This window comes from Symbiobacterium ostreiconchae (genome assembly GCF_055396975.1).
The window spans coordinates 997,736-1,011,331 of record NZ_AP042454.1 but is presented as its reverse complement, the minus strand read 5'-3'; the positions used below and the strand labels follow the sequence as shown (position 1 = coordinate 1,011,331).

13 protein-coding genes and 1 pseudogene are annotated in these 13,596 nt (G+C 70.1%); all 14 read right to left on the bottom strand.

The features are described 5' to 3' along the window. Positions 1-15 precede the first annotated feature (15 nt). Complete coding sequence (locus ACZ5UM_RS05035) at positions 16-1,278, bottom strand: TIGR02678 family protein (RefSeq protein WP_464847254.1); 1,263 nt, start codon at positions 1,276-1,278, stop codon at positions 16-18. Then, positions 1,278-2,759 carry a TIGR02677 family protein gene (locus tag ACZ5UM_RS05030; protein WP_273380297.1) on the bottom strand — a complete coding sequence of 494 codons (1,482 nt, stop codon included), beginning with the start codon at positions 2,757-2,759 and terminating at the stop codon, positions 1,278-1,280. The genes ACZ5UM_RS05035 and ACZ5UM_RS05030 overlap by 1 nt, the downstream gene beginning before the upstream one ends. Before the next feature lie 267 nt (positions 2,760-3,026). Beyond that, positions 3,027-3,557, bottom strand: coding sequence for an N-acetyltransferase family protein (locus tag ACZ5UM_RS05025; RefSeq protein WP_464847253.1), 531 nt, complete (start codon positions 3,555-3,557; stop codon positions 3,027-3,029). A gap of 206 nt (positions 3,558-3,763) precedes the next feature. Beyond that, on the bottom strand, positions 3,764-4,246 hold the full coding sequence (locus ACZ5UM_RS05020; RefSeq protein WP_464847252.1) for a tripartite tricarboxylate transporter substrate binding protein: 483 nt from the start codon (positions 4,244-4,246) through the stop codon (positions 3,764-3,766). Beyond that, complete coding sequence (locus ACZ5UM_RS05015) at positions 4,246-4,419, bottom strand: hypothetical protein (protein WP_464847251.1); 174 nt, start codon at positions 4,417-4,419, stop codon at positions 4,246-4,248. The genes ACZ5UM_RS05020 and ACZ5UM_RS05015 overlap by 1 nt, the downstream gene beginning before the upstream one ends. 123 nt (positions 4,420-4,542) lie before the next feature. After that, positions 4,543-5,130 carry an iron-containing alcohol dehydrogenase family protein gene (locus ACZ5UM_RS05010; RefSeq protein WP_464847250.1) on the bottom strand — a complete coding sequence of 196 codons (588 nt, stop codon included), beginning with the start codon at positions 5,128-5,130 and terminating at the stop codon, positions 4,543-4,545. A 14-nt stretch (positions 5,131-5,144) separates the two neighbouring features. After that, positions 5,145-5,749 (bottom strand): annotated as a pseudogene (locus tag ACZ5UM_RS05005) (PdxA family dehydrogenase). Further along, positions 5,688-6,308 carry a group II intron maturase-specific domain-containing protein gene (locus ACZ5UM_RS05000; protein WP_464848284.1) on the bottom strand — a complete coding sequence of 207 codons (621 nt, stop codon included), beginning with the start codon at positions 6,306-6,308 and terminating at the stop codon, positions 5,688-5,690. Before ACZ5UM_RS05000 ends, ACZ5UM_RS05005 begins: the two are co-directional and overlap by 62 nt. 327 nt (positions 6,309-6,635) lie before the next feature. Further along, positions 6,636-8,084, bottom strand: coding sequence for a glutamate--tRNA ligase (gene gltX / locus ACZ5UM_RS04995; RefSeq protein ID WP_464847249.1), 1,449 nt, complete (start codon positions 8,082-8,084; stop codon positions 6,636-6,638). A gap of 326 nt (positions 8,085-8,410) precedes the next feature. Beyond that, positions 8,411-9,007: a recombination mediator RecR gene (gene recR / locus ACZ5UM_RS04990; protein ID WP_464847248.1), complete on the bottom strand. Its 597-nt coding sequence runs from the start codon at positions 9,005-9,007 to the stop codon at positions 8,411-8,413. Between the two features lie 6 nt (positions 9,008-9,013). Further along, positions 9,014-9,322 carry a YbaB/EbfC family nucleoid-associated protein gene (locus tag ACZ5UM_RS04985; RefSeq protein ID WP_464847247.1) on the bottom strand — a complete coding sequence of 103 codons (309 nt, stop codon included), beginning with the start codon at positions 9,320-9,322 and terminating at the stop codon, positions 9,014-9,016. A 20-nt stretch (positions 9,323-9,342) separates the two neighbouring features. Beyond that, positions 9,343-11,160 (bottom strand): DNA polymerase III subunit gamma/tau, encoded by a 1,818-nt coding sequence (gene dnaX / locus ACZ5UM_RS04980; RefSeq protein WP_464847246.1) that lies wholly within the window; start codon positions 11,158-11,160, stop codon positions 9,343-9,345. A 72-nt stretch (positions 11,161-11,232) separates the two neighbouring features. After that, a complete protein-coding gene (locus ACZ5UM_RS04975) occupies positions 11,233-13,041 on the bottom strand; it encodes a peptide ABC transporter substrate-binding protein (protein ID WP_464847245.1) in 1,809 nt (602 codons plus the stop codon). A gap of 69 nt (positions 13,042-13,110) precedes the next feature. After that, entirely contained in the window at positions 13,111-13,578 is a 468-nt protein-coding gene (tadA, locus tag ACZ5UM_RS04970; RefSeq protein ID WP_464847244.1) for a tRNA adenosine(34) deaminase TadA, read from the bottom strand. Positions 13,579-13,596: the final 18 nt, after the last annotated feature.

The window sequence follows — 13,596 nt, the reverse complement described above, 5'->3', positions numbered from 1 at the left end:
GGCTACCTCCTGTGCTCAGAACAGCCTGATCTGCTGGGCCTGAGGCTGCTCCGGTTCCGGCGCCCTGCGGGCGCCTGTCTCCCGGGTCACATACCGCCCCCGGATTCCGGCGGCCGCCGGCAGCAGCCAGCAGCGGCCGAAGCGGTCGGGGCCCCGGAGCAGCCCCATCCGCCGCATCTCGGAGAGCACCACCGTCACCAGCTCCGCGATGGACAGGGCGCCCAATGCCGCGCCCCAGGACGGCCGGTGCTGGCTCCGCAGCTCGGTGAGCAGATCCTGCAGTTCGCCGGCGGAGATGGCCACCGCCCCGTCGGCGTCTGCCGACCAGCGACCTGCCGCCACGCCTTCCTGGCAGCGGCCCAGGAGCAAGAGGATGGGATGGAAGAGGTAGCGGGTGTGCCGCTCCTCCGCCTCCTCGCCGGGGTCCGGGTAGAGGTCGAGCAGCACCGCGCCGGCGTGGCGGGCGGTGGTGGTGCGCCAGATGCGGGCGAAGCTCGAAGTGAGCTCCACCTGCCAGCCCAGGGAGGCTTCCAGGTCCCGGTAGACGGCCTCGTAGTTCGCCTCGAGCGCGGCAAAGGCCTCCGGATCGTCGGCTTTCCAGAAGACGGGCCCCAGGAGCAGGGCACGCCAGGCCCGGGTCAGCGGGGGCGCCTCCTCCCCGGTGGGCGGGGCGGTTCGCCGCCCGTGGTCAGCCGTGACTGCCACGGCCAGGCTCTCGTAGCTGAAGTTGGCCAGGAGGCGGGGAGCCATCTCGGTGAACTCGTACATCACTTCCGGGGGTTCGCCCAGGTAGTCCTGGCCGGCCACCCAGCGGTCGGCATCGCCATCCCGCAGGAGCAGGCCGCCCAGGTCGATGAGAAACTGAAGCGCCTGCACCAGGGCTTCCCGGTGCGACCGCTCAGCGAGGGTGAAGCGGCCTTCAGACACGGTGGCGATCCGCTGGGCCAGTTCCGAGATCACGAACCAGTCGCGTGCGGTGGTCACCAGGGTCTCGGCAAACCAGAGGACCCAGCAGAGGCAGGCATAGGACAGCGGGGAACGGAGCCGGGGCAGGCCCCGGTGGAAGAGCACCTGGGAGGGCATCCGCTCGAGCCGGTACACCCCCCGTCCGGACAGGATCCGCCACCGGGGACGCTCGTGGAACCAGGCCTTCAGGTAGCCCTCGTGCAGCGCGACCCGCCGGTAGGCCTCGGGCTCGTCGGCCTGGCTGATCAGGTAGCGGTCCATCAGGTCCTGCAGGGCAAGCTGCCGCTGTTCGGCGGCGCCGGTGGTGGCCATCAGCGCGGACCCCCTTTGTGCAGCCGCAGGATGACGTGCGGAAGGGTGGCCGTGCCGTCGGCGGCGGACAGCCGGCCCAGCGGGGCGTCGGCCTTCACCTCGGCGGTCACGCTCCAGTTCCGGTAGCCCACGCCGACCGGCCCCTGCTGGGACAGGGCCTTGTAGAGCAGGCGGAGCAGCAGCTGCCGCTGGCGAGGCTCGCGGACGGTCAGGTCGCCCAGGTCCAGCTCGCTTTCGTCGCCGAAGAGCTCGGCCAGCTCCTGGGCGGCCCGGTCCCGCTCGGCCTTGGCGGACAGCATCTTCTGCAGGGCCTCGCTGGTGCGGTCCGCAGTCGCCTCGGGCTGCTGGCGCGGGCGCTGCCCGCGCCGCACGGCGTAAAGCGGCACGGTCACCGGCTCGGCCTCCCACGGGTCCTCGTCCGCCGGCGGCGGCGCCTCGCCCCGCCAGTGCAGGGGAAGGGTGGCGGCGAAGACCACCTGGGCCAGGCTCTCGGCCTGCTCCAGCGATGTGCATTCGCTGAAGCGCCGGGCGAGGTCCAGGAGCGTCTGCTCCCGTACAGAGCCGCCCAGATGCTGTTCGGACAGACGGCGCGCGTGCCGGGTGATCTCCGACACCCACGCCTGGGCCCGCTCCAGCAGCACGTCCACGTCGCCCTGGTCGCCGAAATAGCCGATCAGGGCGTCGATCTCCCGCAGGAACCGCTCCTTCTGCCGGTCGAAGTCGGGGCGGGAACCGTCGGCCCGCACCTGCTGCGCCTCGACCACTGCCGCCGTGGTCGCCAGCAGTTCCTTGCTCCTCGCCAGCACGCGGAGCCGCATCCGCAGCTGCTCCCGCCGGTCGAACAGGCGCCTGGCATAGTCCTGCAGGTACGGGATGAGGAGGTCCCGGTAGGCGCGGAACGCCTCGTAGTCGAGCACCTCCCTGGGCCGGTGGCGGGGCAGGTCCTCCAGGTACTCCCGAATTCGCCGGGAGAAGGCGCCGAACGACTCGTAGACGCCTGCCCAGAGCCGGTGCGCCTCAGGCGCCGCACCATCGCGGTGGAGGCCATCCTGCTCGATGAAGTCCGCGAGCTCCCGCACCCGCTGCACCAGCAGATCCAGCGCAGCGGGATCCAGGGAGGCCGCACCCTCCTCCTGCTCCAGCTCCGCCCGCAGGGCCTCCAGCCGCAGGGCGATCCGGCTGGCCTGGTAGACGCGCGGCTTCTGCCGCAGCTCCATCAGGTTGGCCGGCTTGCTCTGTTCGGGGATGAGGGTGACCAGCCCCCACTTCTCCATCTGGTCCAGGTGCTGGCGGCAAGTCGCATCATCGTAAGGAAGGTACTGCTGTACGAAGGCGACCAGGTCGTCGGTGCGCACGTAGGTGATGTGGCTGAGGCTCCGCTCGTAGAAACAGCGCATCAGCAGCCGGTAGTACTTGCCGTCGGGATGGCCGATGAGGTAGTTGGCCTCGGGCATCTCGGCGGTGACGGCGCGAGGCGGCATGAGGTCACCTCTTCATGGTTCTGGTGTTATCGATCGAGTTTCCCCGTCGCGTCCTCCGGATCCTGCTGGCAGGTGCCGTGACCGAGACGATCCGCACGATGGCCGGGCGGGGCGTGCGCATCAGCAGTGGGTCACCTCAGGCCCCGCACGCGACCGATCCGGCGCGCCACGGCCCGGGGGGCAGGCCACCCTGCCTCCCGGGCCGCTCCTGCGGTATGGGCTTGTCGTGGGTCCCTTCACCGCGTGACCGCCGGGCTGCGGGGCTCTTCAGCCGACGGTCGCGGGGCTCTCGAGCTCCACGGTGACGCACAGTTCGCCCCAACTGCCCTCCCAGTTCCGGGTGAAGGGCAGCTTGGCGATGATCCGGCGCATCGCCCGGTTCTCGGCCAGCATGTACGCCTGCAGGCGGGTGTACCCCAGCTCGCGGGCGACCTCGACCAGCTCGTGGCCCAGGGCCGTGCCGATGCCCTCGCCCTGGCAGTCGTCGCGCACCAGGAGGGCGATTTCGGCGCAGTCCTCGTCCATGCGGCCCAGCTCGCCGATGCCGATGACCTCGCCCTCGCTCAGGGCGAGCAGAACCGCCCGGTCCGCAGGGTCGCTGTTGCAGAGACGTGCCGCCTCGGCCTCGCCGGAGATCCGCACGGCTGAGCAGTAGCGCAGGCGGAGCGCCCGAGGCGACAGGCGATCGTACAGGGCGGCGACGCGGGGCGCATCCTCAGGCGTGCATGGCCGGATCGTGACCAGACGCCCCGTCCGGGATACAGTGATCGTCGACTTGTGCTGCAGAACGGCTGGCATAAGCAGCCCCCACCTTCCGAATACGACTGCGACTATTGTTACTGTTTTCACTTATAGTCTATCCCGGCAGGCCTCGGGCATATAATGACACTTCCGGCTCTATCGCACCCCCGATTGGACGGAATCCAACGCATGCGAACGCGCCCGGGCCCCCGCGTGGACCCGGGCGCGAGCGCCAGCGCGCGAAACGGAGTCGGGTTCAGCCCTCACTCGACGTGGATGTCCAGCTCCTTGATCAAACGGCTGTACATCTCGTAGTATTCCCTGATCATGGCCCCGAACTCCTCGGGATTCTTGTAGTTCACCGGCTGGTAGACGTCGGCCATGGCTTGCTGGAACTCCGGATCAGAGGTAATCTTCGCGAACAGGTCCTCGTAGTAGGCCAGGATCTCCTCGGGCAGCCCGGCTGGGGCGGCGATGCCCTTCAGCGAGCCGGCGTTGACGTAGTCGATGCCCAGCTCCTTCAGGGTCGGCACGTCAGCCAGCATGGACTCCCGTTCGGGGCTGGCGACGGCCAGGATCCGCAACCGGCCGCCCTTCACATGCGGCATCAACTCAGACGGGTGGCCGGGACCGAAATCGACCTGGTTGCCGACCATGGCGGTGGTAGCCGGACCGCCGCCGGCGAACGGCACGCCGGTGATCTCGACCCCGGCCGCCTTGGCCACGGCGCGCACGGTAATGTCCATCAGGTGGAGGTCTGCTGGCTGGCGGTCTGCTCGGCGGGGGTCCCGTGTGTGGCGCTCTGTTCCGGGCTGGCCGGGGACGTGGCGTCGGTGCTCGTGCCCGAACTGCCACAGCCAGCCATGAAGACGATGCCGGCGACGAGAACGACACCCAACACCTTGTGGAAATGCCTCATACCAAGGATCCTCCTCCTCATCCGAATTCCGAGTTGTCTATCAGGCCTGTGCGGTCCGTCTGTGGGAGCGGAGCCCCTTGGCCAACTGGCCAATCACCAGGGCGGCGAAAATCCCCAGCAACGTCACAGATATCGGCCGGGTGAAGAAGATGGCGGCGCTGTCAGGGTCAGCTCGGGGTCCACGATGGCAACCGCGGGCATCATGTACGGGGAGACGATCCCCTCCTTCACCTGCGTCCGGGTGTTGGTGAAGATGGCGTTGGGCGTGGCCTCGGCGCCGGTGCCGGCCGTGGTGGGCATGGCGATCACGGGCAGCCCCGGCCGGGGCACCCGGTCGACGCCGAAGTAGTCGTAGGCCGTGCCGCCGTTGGCGGCCAGGACGGCTGTGGCCTTGGCCACGTCGATCGCGCTGCCGCCGCCCACGGCCACCACAAGGTCGGCCTGGTGGGCCTTCACCTGCTCCACGACCGGGTCCAGCGACTCCGCGCTGGGCTCGGCCATCACGTCGGCGTAGACGGCGCACCGCACGCCGGCGCCCTCCAGCATCCGCTGGAGCCGCTCCGGGGTGCCGGTCGCCAGGAGACCGCGGTCGCTGACCAACAGGGCCCGGGTGGCACCGAGCCGGCGGGCCTCGTCGGGAAGCTGAGCGGCCGCCCCCGGTGCGGCCCAGATCACCGGCGGCGTCCGGAAGGGATACATCACACCGATCATCGGAATGGCCCTCCTCACATCTGCTGCCCGACGCCCGACAGGCGTCCGGCGAGCTCGATGGCCGCGATCATGCTGCCCTCGTCGGCAATGCCCTTGCCCGCGATGTCGAAGGCGGTGCCGTGGTCGACGGAGGTGCGGATGATCGGCAGGCCGGCGGTCACATTCACGCCTTCGGCGACCCCGGCGAGCTTGATGGGGATGTGCCCCTGGTCATGGTACATGGCGATGACGGCGTCGAACTCGCCGGCCATCGCCCGGGCGAAGACCGTGTCAGGCGGCCACTGCCCGTGGCCTCGTACCCCTCCTCCCGGGCGGCCTGGATGCCCGGAACGATCTCCCGGATCTCCTCGTCCCCGAACAGTCCGTTCTCGCCGGCGTGCGGGTTCAAGCCGGCCACGGCGATGCGCGGGTGCTGAAAGCCCATGCGCCGCAGAGTGCGGTGCGCGACGCCGATTACCCGCCTGACCCGGTCGGCGGTGACCAGGTCGATCGCCTGCCGCAGCGAGACGTGCACCGTGACGAAATCGAGTAGGAGGGGGCGGCTAACCCCCGTCCTCTCACACCACCGGACATGCGGGTCCGCATCCGGCGGTTCGCCAGGATTGACGAGTCGCTTCATAGCATTCGGTCAGGCTTATCAGCCCCTGGGCACGCCAGTAGACGTTGCCCAGGGCGCTGTTTAGTGGGCCACCTGCCATTCGCCACGGGCCTTTGCGGCTGTTGGCGAGTTGGTAGACTGCCCATTCGGGTAAACCGAGGGCGCGCAACTCCCGAAAGCGCGTGCGTACACGCTTCCACTGCTTCCATACGCATGCTCGCAGCCGACGCTTCAGCCATCCTTCGAGTCTTTCAAAGGCTGACCTGGCATCGGAGAGCGCGTAGTACCCAACCCAGCCCCGCAAGTAAGCGTTCAGGCGTCGGATTCGGTCCTCCATGCTCTGGCTGCGGTTGCGGTCCGTCAGCGTGCGAAGCTTGTCCTTCACGCGCTTCAGGCTCTTCGGTGCCAGCCGGATGCGCACTCCCCGGTGCTTGTAGAAGCTAAACCCGAGGAACTGCCGCTTCCACGGCCGGTCTACTGCGCTCTTCTCCTCGTTGACCTTCAGCCGTAACCGCTCCTGCAGGAAGTGGCGCACGTTCCTGTAGACCCGTTCTCCCGCCCGTTTGCTGCGGACGTAGATGTTGCAGTCATCGGCGTACCGGACGAAGTGGTGCCCGCGGCGCCTTCGCCCCGCACCCGCCCCATCTACTGCACCGCCCTTTGGCAGCCTCGGGTTTTGCTGTGGTTCGCCAGCTCACCCAGGCGGCACAGCCTCGTATGAGGTTCGTGTTCCTCGGGTCGTGGCTTTGCCTCCGGCTTCCTCCAGATTCCGCCTCGCGACGGACACCCTTGCCTTTGGCTAGCGGGCTCGTGCTGCCTCGCCCGCAGCGGACTCTCACCGCCAAGTCAGCGCCCATGCCGGGCGCACAAAGCGGCGGGCGGAGGCTGCCCTCCGCCCGCCGGCATCCTAGCAGTACGGCGCCATGCGCCGGAGCACCCGCTCCCGGCCGATCAGGTAAATCGTCTCGAAGAGGCCCGGGCTCGCGGTGCGGCCGGTGATGGCGACCCGGATCGGCTGGAAGCTCTCCTTCGGCTTGAGCCCCATTTCCTCCTGGATGCCGCGGACCAGCCGCTCGATGGCCTCCACGTTCCACTCCACCGTGCGCAGCCCCTCGGCTACCCGCTGGAAGAACGGCTTCACCGCGTCGGTGAGGAACTTCTGCTCCGCCTTCGCGTCCATCTCGATCTCTTCCTTGAGGAAGATGTCCACGTGCTCGGGCACCTCGGCCAGCGTCTCCACCCGCTCGTGGACCTGGGCCATGACCTCCTTGAACCAGTCCCAGCGGGCCCGGGCCTGGTCCTCGGTGCAGAGGCCGGCCTGCACGACGAACGGCAGCGCCAGCTCCGCAAACTCCTCCAGGCTCTTCCTGCGGATGTAGACGCCGTTCATCCAGTTCAGCTTGTTCCGGTCAAACACCGAGGAGGCCTTCGTGACCCGGCTGAGGTCGAAGTCGCGGATCAGCTCCTCCTTCGAGAGGAACTCCCGGCCCGCCTCGGCGCCAGGCGGCGTCCAGCCCAGCAGGCTCATGAAGTTGAGCATCGCCTCCGGCAGGTAGCCCTGCTCCCGGTAGTCGCGGATGGCCGCCTCGCCCTTGCGCTTCGACAGCTTGCCCCGCTCGGGGTTGGTCATATGGCCCAGGTGGCCGATCTCAGGCACCGGGAAGCCCAGCGCCCGGTAGATGAGGATCTGCACCGGCGTGTTGGGGATGTGGCCCTCACCCCGCAGGATGTGGGTGATCTTCATCGTGACGTCGTCCACGACCACCGCGAAGTTGTACAGCGGGATGCCGTTGGCGCGCATGATGATGAAGTCGCCGATGGAGTCGGTGGGGAACTCAATGGGCCCACGCACCAGGTCGTTGTACCGGATCACCTCGCCCCGGGGCACCCGGAAGCGGAGCACGGGCTTGCGCCCCTCCGCCTCAAAGGCCGCCTGCTGCTCGGGCGTGAGGTCACGGCAGCGCCCCTTGTACTGGTAGGGACGGCCCGCGGCCTGCGCTTCCCGCCGGTCGGCGTCCTCCTCCTCCTTCGTACAGTAGCACTTGTAGACGTGCCCGCTCTCCAGCAGCTGCTGGGCGTACTGCCGGTAGAGCTCGAGCCGCTCCGTCTGGCGGTAGGGTCCGTACGGACCGCCGATGTCGGGGCCCTCGTCCCAGTCGATGCCCAGCCACCTAAGGTCCTCGAAGATCACCTGCTCCCACTCGGGCTTCGACCGCTCCAGGTCGGTGTCCTCGAACCGCAGGATGAACTTCCCGCCGTGCCTCCGCGCAAACAGCCAGTTGAACAGCGCGGTGTGCACGTTGCCCACGTGAATGGGGCCGGTGGGACTCGGTGCGATGCGTACACGAACGGTCATGGTGTGCTGTCCCCTCTCTCCCAATAATGAAAAGCCCCGTCCGCTTAGGGACGGGGCGCTGCCCGCGGTACCACCCTAGTTAGGCCTCAGCCTCACTCGGTTCCCGATAACGGCGGGTTGCCGTTCCGCCTACTGGACTGCATCCGGTTCCGGCACCTCTGCAGCGTTCAGCGCGAAAGCTCCGGGGCCTCTTCGGCGGACGTGGGCGCCGGTTTCCACCATCCCCGGCTCGCTTGGGCTCCACGTACCCGCGTACTCTTCCCCTTCATGGCCGTGCCATATCTCGGCAGTATTCTACCGCGCCGTGCCGCCGAAATCAAGGTTGGCTAGATTTCCCGCCGCCCTTCCAGCGCCTTGGCCAGCGTGACCTCATCTGCGTACTCCAGGTCGCCGCCCATGGGCAGCCCGCGCGCGATGCGCGTGACCTTCACCCCCAGCGGCTTGATGTACCGGGCGATGTACATCGCCGTGGTCTCCCCCTCGGTGTTGGGGTTGGTGCAGAGGATGACCTCCTGCACCTGCCCGTCGCCCAGGCGGGCGACCAGCTCCTTCACCCGGATGTCGTCGATGCCGATGCCCTCCATCGGGTTCAGGGCCCCGTGGAGCACGTGGTACAGGCCGTGGTACTCCCGGGTCTTCTCCATGGCCACCACGTCCCGGGGCTCCTGCACGACGCAGATGGTGGTCCGGTCGCGGCGCTCGTCGGCGCAGATCTGGCAGGGGTCCTGATCGGTCAGATTGCAGCAGACCGAGCAGTACTTCACCTTGGCGCGGGCCTCCACCAAGGTGCGGGCGATGCCCTCGACCACGCCGGGCTCCATGTGCAGGAGGTGAAAGGCCAGCCGCTGAGCGGTCTTCGGGCCGATGCCCGGCAGCTTCGTCAGCTCCTCGATCAGGCGTGCGATGGGCTCAGCGTAGTACATGGTGCGCTAGAACAGGCCCGGGAAGCTGGGCAGGCCGCCCGGCAGGACCTTCTTCATCTCGGCCTCGGCCAGTTCCTCGGCCTTCTTCATCCCATCGCTGATCGCCGCCACGATCAGATCCTGGAGCATCTCGATGTCGTCGGGGTCCACGACCTCGGGCGCCAGCTTCACCTCCGTCACCCGCCGGTCGCCCGTCACGGTCACCCGCACGCTGCCGCCGCCCGCGGTGCCCTCCACCGTCATCTTCGCGATCTCTTCCTGCGCCTTGGCCACGTTCTTCTGCATCTTCTGGACCTGGCGCATGATCTGCTGCATGTTACCGCCACCCGGAAACATCAGGAGCCCTCCTCATTCTCTTCGTGTATCAAGTCTGGGGGAAAGATGCTGCGCAGCCGTTCCATGAGCGGGGAGTCATCCCCGGCGGCCGCTTCCGGCTCCGCCTCCCGGGCGGGCTGCGCGTCGGCGCCGGATGCCGGCGGGGCGAGGTCCGCCAGCCTGGTCTGCGCCTCCTCCGGCGACAGGATCTCCACCTGCAAGCTGCCCAGCCCCGCCTTCTCCAGGGCCTTCTCGATGATCCGCTTGTCCTCGGGCCGCCGGAGCAGTTGGGCGAAGACCTGGGAGTTGGCGACCAGGTAGAGCCGCTGGCCGCGCAGGCCGCCGATGCGCGCCGTGGTGGAGATGAGGCTGTGGGTGCTCGGCCGCTTCTTGCGGATCAGCTCCAGCACCTGGTCCCAGGCCTCCACCACCCGGTCCACCCCCGCTCCGACGGGCGCCGGGCCAGAGTCCGGCGTCGGTCCCCGGCCGGACGGCTCGGCCGCCTGCGGGCCGGAGCCGGCCGACGGTTCACCCCGCGGCGGCCCTGCGCCGGGCACCGCCGGCACGGCTGCGCCGGACGGTGCCGGCCCGCCTGAGCCGGCCGCGGCCGGCGGCACGGATCCGCTCCGGGCGGTCGGCGGGGCGGCCTGCGGCGACGCCTGGCCAGGCGATGCAGGACCCTGCCGCCGCCGCCCGGCGGGCGCCGCCGCCCGGGCGCCGGCGTCCTCGGCCTCCTCGTCGACCGAACCCGTGAACAGCCCGGTCAGCCGGATGAACGCCACCTCCACCAGCAGCCGCGGCGACGGCGACAGGCGCAGCTCCGTCTCCGCCTGCCCCAGCAGCCGGATGGCGCGGATGAGCTGCCGCTCCGCAAACGGCTCTGCCCGGGCCCGCATCTGCTCCAGGGCCTCCGGCGGCAGGCCGAGGACGGCTGCGCCTGCTTCCAGCTTCACCAGGAGCAGGTCCCGCAGGTGTGCGAGGTAGTCCCGAACCAGCTGGCGCAGGTCCTTGCCCGCACGCACCATCTCGTCGAGCCAGAGGAGCGCAGCGCCGACGTCGCCCTGCAGCAGGTGGCCGTCCAGGGCCAGGAACTGGTCCAGCGGGGCCGACCCCAGCACGGCCAGGGTCATGTCGAGGGTGATCTCGCCCTCGGCGGCATAGGCCATCACCTGGTCCAGCAGCGAGAGGGCGTCCCGCATGCCGCCGTCGGCCTGCCGGGCGATGGCCGCCAGGGCTTCGGGGCTGGCCTTCAGCCCCTTGGCTTCGCAGACCTGCCGCAGCCGTCCGACGATCTCGTCGACGGAGAGCCGGCGGTAGTCGAAGGACTGGCAGCGGGAGAGGATGGTGATGGGCAGCTTCTGCTTTTCGGTGGTCGCCAGCACGAAGAGCACATGCGCCGGCGGCTCCTCCAGCGTCTTCAGCAGCGCATTGAAGGCCGGCTCGGTCAGCATGTGCACCTCGTCGATGATGTAGACCTTGTACTTCAGCTCCACCGGGGCGAAGTTGACCTTGTCCCGCAGATCGCGGATCTCGTCGATGCCCCGGTTGGAGGCGGCGTCGATCTCGATCAGGTCCAGCGCCTCACCCGAGGTGATGCGCCGGCAGGCCTCGCACTCGTTGCAGGGCTCGCCGTCCTGGGGATTCAGGCAGTTGACCGCCTTGGCCAGGATGCGGGCGACGGTGGTCTTGCCCGTGCCGCGCGGCCCGGAGAGCAGGTAGGCATGGTGCAGCCGGCCCTGCACGAGGGCGTTGCGCAGGGTGCGCGTGATATGCTCCTGCCCGACGACGTCGCTGAAACGCTGCGGCCGGTACTCCCGGTACAGTGCAAGATGAGCCAAGGTGATCGCTCCCGCCGGAATCGGACTGGCCTTACCCAATTCTACCCGGCGCCCCCGATTCCCTTTCGCCGCCTACCTTCCCGGGGCGGCCGGGTCCAGCCAGGCGTGCCTGAGGTCAAAGCGCGCACCCAGGGGACGGAACGCCAGCCCCTGCAGCTCCGGGCGCACCGCCCAGTGGCGCACCGGGTGGTAGACCGGCACCACCGGCGCCTCCGCCAGCAGCAGCCGCTCCGCCTCCTCCAGCGCCGCTTCCCGCGCCGGTCCCGCGGCCGCACCTGCCGCGGCGAGCAAGGCATCGTACTCCCCGCCGACCCAGCGCGCGGCGTTTCCCGGATGGGCCGTGGTCCACGGGGCCAGCAGCACCAGCGGATCGTCGTGTTCCGCCACCCAGCCCTGCAGCACCAGGTCGAACTGGCCCAGGCGCACCCGCTCCAGCCGCAGGGCAAACGGCACGGTGTGCAGTTCGACCGCCAGCCCGTCCAGCCGCGCCTCCAGCGACCGCTTGACGGCCCGGGCCAGGGGCGCGGCCTCCTCGGCGTGCAGCAGGCTGAGGGTGATCTGGTCGAGCCCCAGCCGCGCCCGGGCATCCGCCCAGAGCCGGCGGGCCTCCTGGAGGGCGTCCCCCGCCCTCGCGCCGGAGAGCAGTTCGCCCACCAGCGAGCCCTCCGACCAGAGCCCGTCCACCAGCGTGCCCGGGGGCGGGGCCCCCGCCCCGGGCGGCCAGCCGCCGGCCAGCGACGGCGGCACCAGGGTGCGGGCGGGCAGACCGGCCTCCCCCACCGCCTCCGCGGTCACCCGCTCCACATCCAGCGCGAGGGCGATCGCCCGCCGCAGGTCGCTGTCGGCCAGGCGCGGCTGGCCGGTGTTGAACACGAGGCCCATCGTGGCCGGCTGGGCCATCGCCTGCGCGCCGGGCGTCTCCGCCGCCAGGTCGGCCGGCAGGAGCACCAGGTGCAGGTGCCCGAGATGAAACAGGCGCAGGGCCTCCTGCGGGTCCGGCTCCACGTGGTAGACGACGGCGTCCAGCCGGACGGCCTGCCGGTTCCAGTAGTGCGGGTTGGGCTCCAGCCGCAGCGTGACGGGGGCGGAACCGGCAGCCCCCGTCGGCGCGGGCCTGCCATCCGCAGGCCCCGCAAGAGCCGGACCCGCATGCACCAGGACGAACGGCCCGTTGGTGACCGCCCCGAAGGGCAGGTCAGCGCGGCGGGGTGCGAGGGCCGGGTGGGCCGTGTAGAGCGGCCACGCGGGGTTGGGCGCCCGCAAGGTCACCTGCAGGCGGCGGTCGTCCAGCGCCTTCACCTGCACCGCCTCCCGCAGCGCCGCGGCCTGCTCGCGGAAGTCCGGCGCGGCAGGATCCAGGCCGGCGTACGCCTCGGCGCCGGCGACCTCGTACAGCAAGTGGGCGTTGACCGCCCCCGCCTCCGGGTCCAGAAGGTGCAGCCAGCCCCGGACGAAGTCGCCGGCCGTCACGGGCTTTCCGTCGCTCCACCGGGCCTCCGGCCGCAGGTAGAAGGTGAACTGGCGCCCGTCCGCCGACTCCCACCGCTCCGCGGCGCCCCCGGCCGCGTCGGGCGCGCCATCGGGCGCGACCAGCCCCTCCATGAGGTTGCCGACCACGTCGAGGAGGGCGGCCTCGGCCGTCTGCGCAGGATCCAGCGTCGCCGGGTCCACCGGGAGATGCAGCCGCACCTCGGCCGGGGGATCCGGCGCGGCTGGGGGCGACGGGGCAGGGCCGGGTTCGGGCTGAGCTGCCGCCACGCAGCCGGCGAGCAGCAGGGCAGCGGCCAGCAGCGGGAGGACCTGACCCGGGCGCAGGCGCACCGGCCGGCCCCCGGCCGTCCGGCTGAGCGGGCGCCGCCGGGACCGGTGCCGTCGAAACATAGAACCTCCCCCCAATCGCGCGATTGAGGGGAGATTCGCCGTTTCCATAAACTAGTCCTGCTTCCTTTTCTATCCATTTTCAGGGGAGGGACGCCGCCGCTCGCGGAAGAACTGCCGGATCACCGCGCTGCATTCCTCTGCCAGCACGCCGTCGCGGACCTCCACCCGGTGGTTCAGGCCCGGATTCTGCAGGATCTCCAGAATCGAACGGTCGGCCCAGGCCTTGGGGTCGCGGGCGCCGAACACCACCCGGTCGATCCGGCTCTGCAGGAGCGCGCCGGCGCACATGGGGCAGGGCTCGATGGTGACGTAGAGGGTACAGCCGGCGAGCCGCCAGCCGCCCAGACGGCGGCCGGCTTCGCGGATGGCCAGGACCTCCGCGTGGGCCGTGGCGTCATGCGTGGTCTCGCGCAGGTTGTGGGCGCGGACGAGGATCTCGCCGTCGCGCACAACCACGGCGCCGATGGGCACCTCGCCCAGCCGGGCCGCCTTCTCGGCCTCGGCCAGCGCCGCGCGCATGAAGTCTTCGTCACGCATGGCGTCCGCCCTCCTCCC

Bases quoted from the DNA above. Each gene is read 5' to 3' on its own strand.
- ACZ5UM_RS04975 (WP_464847245.1), bottom strand. From the start codon at position 13,041: ATGTTTCGACGGCACCGGTCCCGGCGGCGCCCGCTCAGCCGGACGGCC.
- ACZ5UM_RS05035 (WP_464847254.1), bottom strand. From the start codon at position 1,278: ATGGCCACCACCGGCGCCGCCGAACAGCGGCAGCTTGCCCTGCAGGAC.
- recR (WP_464847248.1), bottom strand. From the start codon at position 9,007: ATGTACTACGCTGAGCCCATCGCACGCCTGATCGAGGAGCTGACGAAG.
- tadA (WP_464847244.1), bottom strand. From the start codon at position 13,578: ATGCGTGACGAAGACTTCATGCGCGCGGCGCTGGCCGAGGCCGAGAAG.
- ACZ5UM_RS05030 (WP_273380297.1), bottom strand. From the start codon at position 2,759: ATGCCGCCTCGCGCCGTCACCGCCGAGATGCCCGAGGCCAACTACCTC.
- ACZ5UM_RS05015 (WP_464847251.1), bottom strand. From the start codon at position 4,419: ATGAGGCATTTCCACAAGGTGTTGGGTGTCGTTCTCGTCGCCGGCATC.
- ACZ5UM_RS04985 (WP_464847247.1), bottom strand. From the start codon at position 9,322: ATGCAGCAGATCATGCGCCAGGTCCAGAAGATGCAGAAGAACGTGGCC.
- ACZ5UM_RS05020 (WP_464847252.1), bottom strand. From the start codon at position 4,246: ATGGACATTACCGTGCGCGCCGTGGCCAAGGCGGCCGGGGTCGAGATC.
- ACZ5UM_RS05010 (WP_464847250.1), bottom strand. From the start codon at position 5,130: ATGATCGGTGTGATGTATCCCTTCCGGACGCCGCCGGTGATCTGGGCC.
- gltX (WP_464847249.1), bottom strand. From the start codon at position 8,084: ATGACCGTTCGTGTACGCATCGCACCGAGTCCCACCGGCCCCATTCAC.
- ACZ5UM_RS05025 (WP_464847253.1), bottom strand. From the start codon at position 3,557: ATGCCAGCCGTTCTGCAGCACAAGTCGACGATCACTGTATCCCGGACG.